A 4,338-nucleotide genomic window follows, 5' to 3' on the forward strand; every position below is an offset into this window, starting at 1 on the left:
AGCTCGGCCAGCGCGCCTGCCTGAGCCCACCCCTCGACGTCCAGGGGACGCCCGACGTCCGGGCCGGACCAGGTGGCCCGCTTACCGGCATGGGCGTGCCGGACCAGCACGACCGTCGCCGTCACCGACGGCAGCGCGGCGAACGCCGCCAACACCTCGACGTCGTGGGGGTAGCTGACCAACCGGATCGCGTCGTCGACGGTGAGCCAACGGATGTCGTCCACCTCGGTGTCCGGTTGGAAACCGCCGCTGGCCACCGCGAGCATCGACCAGTAGTCGACCAGCTTGGGCTGCCCCTCGCTGCGGTACCGCACCGAGGGCAGCCGCACCTGCGGCACGCCCCGCACGTCGGCCTCCTCGGCCACCTCACGGACCGCCGCGGCCAGCGCGTGCTCGCCCGGTTCCAGTTTGCCCTTCGGCAGCGTCCAGTCGCCGTAGCGGGGGCGGTGCACCACGCAGACGCGTACGCCGTCGTCGGTCGGCCGCCAGGCCACCCCGCCCGCCGCCCGGATGCCGGTCACGGCAGCCAACTGGTCCGCCGACGGCGGGTGGCCCGGTGCCAGGCCGCCGGCAACTGAGCCCGCATCCGGCGCACCGAACCGCGTTCCCGTTCGGCCAGTCGCCCGGCGGTGACCGCCAGCTCGTGGTCGTCCGGCCGGGCGGCGGCGATCTCCAACCAGGTGTCCGCCGCCACCGCCGCGTCCTGATGCTCGCCGAGCACGTCCTGAACGCGGGCAAGGGCACGGGACAGCCGGCGTGCGCCCTTGCCGACCGTCGGTGCCACCGCGTTGACCGCGTACCGGGCCTGCTTGCCCTTCTTGCGAACGGCGTGCCAGCGGTCGTCCGGCGACTGCGCGTCCAGCCCGTCGACGCCCTCCGGCCCGGTCAACCGCCGCCAGGGGCGTGCCACCAGCGCGGGTAACGCTTGTGCGGCGGGTGCGGCCGCCCGGCGGGTGAGTCGGGGCGCGCGGGCGGCCAGCACCAGGGAGCCCACCAGGGCCAGGTAGCGCGCGGAGCGCAGCGTCTCGTCGATGGCGGTGAGCGCCCGCCGCTGCCGTTCGGCGAGCACCTCGTCGAGCCGGTCCACAGCGCCCGGGTCGAGCGGGCTCAGCGGGTCGGCGTCGGCGGTACGGCGCAGCCGCGCACGCAGCACCTCGGCGTCGCGGGCCGCGCCGAGAACACCGGCCAACCAGCGCAGCTCGGCGCGCAGTGTGCGGGACCAGGTCTTGCGCAGCAACGGTTTGAAGGTCCGCAGATCACTGCGCAGGCGTCGGCAGGCCACCCGCATCTGATGCACGGCGGTGTCGTCACCGGCGGCCGAGGCGCGCAGCCGGACCAGCGGGTCGTGCGCCAGCAGCCGGCTGATCTCCTTGCGGACCGACTCGGTCACCACCTCACCGGCGCTCGGCTCGGCGGTCAGCCCGGCCGGTGCGACCAGGTCCGGGTCGGCCTGCGCCCTCGCGCCCAGCGCCCGTACGTGCTTCGGCGTGAACGAGCCGCCCTGGGCGCCGGCCTGGCGCAGCACCCCGCCGACCCGGTCGAGCAGCTTCCAGTCGCCGGCCTTCAGCTCCACCTCCACCTCACGGAACGTGGCGGTGGTGGTGCCGGCGTCGTCGAGCACTGTCACCCGGTCGTCCACCACCTCGGCGAGCACCGTGCCGGCCCGGTCACACACCTCGTACCCGTGCCGCACCGTCCGGACCACCGTCACCGGGGCCAGTGGCGCCCCCCGGTGCAGGACGGTGACCAACTCCACCAGCTCCGGTGGCGGCCGCTTCTTCGGCCCGGGGCGGGAGATCTCGTGTCGGACGCCCGGCGTCCCGGTCGGCAGTTTCACCGTCCAGGGCAGCTCGTCTCCCCGGCGGTGACGCAGCGAGGCACCGGCGCGGGCCAGCCGCAGGTCGACGGTGTCGAGGTAGCGGGCGACCAGCGTCACCGGTGGCAGTGCCCGGACCCGACCCCCGGCCGGGGCGGCACCGGCCAGGTCCGGCAGCACGTAGGCGTCGTCCACCTCGTACTTCTGCTCCTCCTCGACCATCAGCTCAGCCTATGCGCAGCGCGGTCAGCTGGCCGTGCCACCGACGCGGTGCAGCAGCAGTTCCTGCAGATGGTCCCGGGCGGTGTCGTCGACATCGGTGCGCCGGGTCCAGGTGCCGTCGCCGGCGAGCTCGAACGCGTCCACTTCGGGGCTCATCGCGGCGGTGAGCACCTGGTCCAGTTCGGCGCGGGCGATCGGGTCGCTCACCTGCACCAGCGCCTCCACCCGGCGGTCCAGGTTGCGGTGCATGAGGTCGGCCGAGCCCATCCAGAACTCGGCCGCGCCGTTGTTGCCGAACCGGAAGACCCGGGAGTGTTCCAGGAACCGGCCGAGGATCGAGCGGACCCGGATGTTCTCCGACAGCCCCGGCACACCGGGGCGCAGCGTGCACATGCCCCGGATGAGCAGGTCGACGTGTACGCCGGCCTGGGAGGCCCGGTACAACGCGTCGGTCACCCCCTCGTCGACCAGTGAGTTGACCTTGAATTGGACCAGGCCGGGCATGCCCAGGCGGACGTGCGAGATCTCCCGTTCGATCCGCTCGATGAGCCCGCTGCGGATGCCCTGCGGCGCGACCAGCAGTCGCCGGTACGCGGTCTGCCGGCTGTACCCGGTGAGCACGTTGAACAGGTCGGTGAGGTCGGCGCCGACCTCCGGATCGGCGGTGAGCATCCCGAAGTCCTCGTACAGTCGTGCCGTCTTCGGGTGGTAGTTGCCGGTGCCGATGTGGCAGTAGCGACGGATCTGGTTGCCCTCCTGCCGGACCACGAGCGCGGTCTTGCAGTGCGTCTTCAAGCCCACCAGGCCGTACACCACGTGGCAGCCGGCGCGTTCCAGCGTGCGGGCCCAGCCGATGTTGGCCACCTCGTCGAAGCGGGCCTTCACCTCCACCAGCACCACCACCTGCTTGCCGGCGGCCGCCGCGTCGACGAGCGCGTCGACGATCGGGGAGTCGCCGCTGGTCCGGTACAGGGTCTGCTTGATGGCCAGCACGTTCGGGTCGGCGGCGGCCTGCTCGATGAAGCGCTGCACGCTGGTGGCGAACGAGTGGTATGGGTGGTGCACCAGGATGTCCCCGTCGCGCAGGGTGGCGAAGACGCTGCGTGGCACCTCGCCCTCGGCGAGCCGGGGATGGGTGGCCGGCACGAACGGTGGGTCCTTCAGATCCGGCCGGTCCGCCTCGCCGTAGACCTGCCACAGGGCGGAGAGGTCCAGCAGGCCGGGCACCCGCAGCACGTCCTGGTCGTCCATGTCCAGCTCGCGGACGAGCAGCTCCAACATGTGGTCGGAGATCGACGCGGCGACCTCCAGGCGGACCGGCGGGCCGAACCGGCGCCGGGCAAGTTCCCGCTCCAGGGCCTGGAGCAGATCCTCGTCGCGGTCCTCGTCGACCTCCACCTCGGCGTTGCGGGTGACCCGGAACAGGTGACACTCGACCACCTGCATGCCACTGAACAGCTGCCCCAGGTGCACCGAGATCAGGTCCTCCACCGGCAGCATCCGGACACCCGGCTGGTCCCGGTCCACCCGGACGAAACGGGGGACGTTGTTGGGCACCTTCACCCGGGCGAACAGCTCCGAACCGCCGTCCGGGTCACGAACCGCCACCGCCAGGTTCAGCGACCGCCCCGAGATGTACGGGAACGGGTGCGCCGGATCCACGGCGAGCGGGGTCAGCACCGGGAAGATGTGCTCCCGGAAGTAGGTGCGCAGCCGCTCCCGCTCGGGGTCGCCCAACTCGCTCCAGCGCAGGATGCGGATGCTCTCGTCGGCGAGCTTGGGCAGCACGTCGTCGACGAAACAGGCGGCGTGCCGGGCAACCAGGGCGGCGGTCCGCTCGGCGATCAGCTCCAACTGCGTACGCAGGGGCAGCCGGTCCCCGCCGCGCACCGGCAGGCCGGCGGAGAGCCGCCGCTTCAGACCGGCGATGCGCACCATGTAGAACTCGTCGAGGTTGCTGGCGAAGATGGCCAGGAACTTGGCCCGTTCCAGCAGCGGGGTGCGCTGGTCCTCGGCCAGGGTGAGCACCCGGGCGTTGAAGTCGAGCCAGGACAGCTCCCGGTTGAGGAACCGGTCCTCCGGCAGTGGCGGGGCCGGGGGCTCGTCGTCGTCCTCCCGCCCGGCGCCGGTCGACGGGACCGGTCGGACGTCACCGGCGGCCGGGCCGTCCGCCTCGATCTGCGGCATCGGGTCGATGACCTCGTCCAGCCCGGAGGAGGCGGCACCAGGGTCGTCGGCGAGGGTGTCGGCGCGGGCGGCGCTGGCGCGTTCGGCGCGCGACGGGCGGAAGCGTCCATCGG

Annotated in this window: 3 protein-coding genes; all 3 read right to left on the reverse strand. The window is 72.8% G+C overall.

Annotation, left to right across the window (positions count from 1 at the left end; genetic code table 11):
• Window positions 1–530 (reverse strand): NUDIX hydrolase (locus DLJ59_RS33300; protein ID WP_148096996.1); only part of this gene is annotated, 530 nt, incomplete at its 3' end.
• A complete protein-coding gene (locus DLJ59_RS33305; RefSeq protein WP_124778090.1) occupies window positions 518–2,038 on the reverse strand; it encodes a CYTH and CHAD domain-containing protein in 1,521 nt (506 codons plus the stop codon). The genes DLJ59_RS33305 and DLJ59_RS33300, both read right to left, overlap by 13 nt.
• Window positions 2,039–2,062: 24 nt before the next feature.
• Window positions 2,063–4,225, reverse strand: coding sequence for an RNA degradosome polyphosphate kinase (locus DLJ59_RS33310; RefSeq protein ID WP_425271479.1), 2,163 nt, complete (start codon window positions 4,223–4,225; stop codon window positions 2,063–2,065).
• Between the last annotated feature and the right edge of the window lie 113 nt (window positions 4,226–4,338).

It is taken from the genome of Micromonospora inaquosa (assembly GCF_003857055.1).
Classification (GTDB): domain Bacteria; phylum Actinomycetota; class Actinomycetes; order Mycobacteriales; family Micromonosporaceae; genus Micromonospora; species Micromonospora inaquosa.

What these genes read in the sequence shown, in the direction of transcription:
- DLJ59_RS33305 (WP_124778090.1), bottom strand. Translation starts at nt 2,038, where the DNA reads ATGGTCGAGGAGGAGCAGAAGTACGAGGTGGACGACGCCTACGTGCTG.
- DLJ59_RS33310 (WP_425271479.1), bottom strand. Translation starts at nt 4,225, where the DNA reads ATGCCGCAGATCGAGGCGGACGGCCCGGCCGCCGGTGACGTCCGACCG.